General features: G+C 53.4%; 1 protein-coding gene. It reads left to right on the forward strand.

Annotated elements, in window-relative coordinates:
- A partial coding sequence (locus KDK17_RS13560; protein WP_257288275.1) for a PEP/pyruvate-binding domain-containing protein occupies window positions 1-1,128 on the forward strand: 1,128 nt, incomplete at both ends.

Here is a 1,128-nt window from a genome sequence, read left to right on the forward strand (position 1 = left end):
CGGCGATGCCCAGGCGGGCAAATACCTCTCTGAAGTTCAGGGAGAAGAGGATGTTTTGCGTACCTGTCTTAAGGTTATGGCGTCAGGTTACCGGCCTGAAGTCTGTCCTGAAGGTATACCTCAACCCATGGCACTGATCATCCAGCAGTGCATTGATTGCCGATATGGTGGGGTCGCCGCGAGCTTTCAATCCTTTCAGGATGATACTCTCAGGGTTGAGTATGGACCTGGTCAACCCAGAGGCGTTGTGGCAGGGCAGTCCGGTAACACGGCCCACCGAATCGATATTGCTCGCATAGAAGGCGCTGACATCTGGGAATACTTTCCCGGGATGTTTTCCAGCCACTTCATCCTTCGCAAAAACGCGGATAATAACGGCTATCTGGAAAAAAGAATTCATGATGCGGATGTCCCATCAGACGGCGACGGGCAGCGACTCAGTGATGACACGGTTTCAGAACTCAAGGAGATGGTGATAAAGCTGGAAAACCTGTTGTTCTGCCCGGTGGATGTGGAGTTTGCCATCGATCGTCAGGGTTGCCCGTTTGTGTTACAGGTACGCCCCGTTACCCGACTCTCTGGCGGTATGGATTTTGCCATGCCTGTACCCGAAGACAGTCTGGCCAGTGGCGAAGCCGTAAGCGAAGGCTATTGCACCGGCTCCATCTGGCTGGCCAAAGAACAAGACGCAGTCGCCATGCCAGATGGAGCCATTGTCGTCGCCCACCACGCTGAAGAGTGGATGCTTGTGCCTGAGTTCCTGAAACGGGCAGGCGGTTTTATTATTGCCGAAGGAGGGTTTAATGATCATGTAGCGATCCTCATGAGACAGGAAAAAACACCCTTAATGCTCGCTGGCGGTGAGTATGAGACAGTGGTCGCTCAGGATGGCCAGCAGGCGACACTGGCCTGTGCTCGCTTTAACAGTAAATCTGGTGCCTTCGTTGTGGCTGGTGATATTACCGAAAAACTGGCCAGTCACAGAAGCCTGTCCTCTGCTGTTTCTGATGTGCCGTTAGCAAAAGCCGTCCCGTCACGGGATGATTTGTCTCCCCCTGAAGGCACATTCTGTGAGGTCGCCAGCGGTTTTCAATGGCTCACAGATCAAAATGCCCGTCTGCTGGCATT

This window comes from Endozoicomonas sp. SESOKO2, from assembly GCF_024606245.1.
Taxonomy (GTDB): Bacteria; Pseudomonadota; Gammaproteobacteria; order Pseudomonadales; family Endozoicomonadaceae; genus Endozoicomonas_A.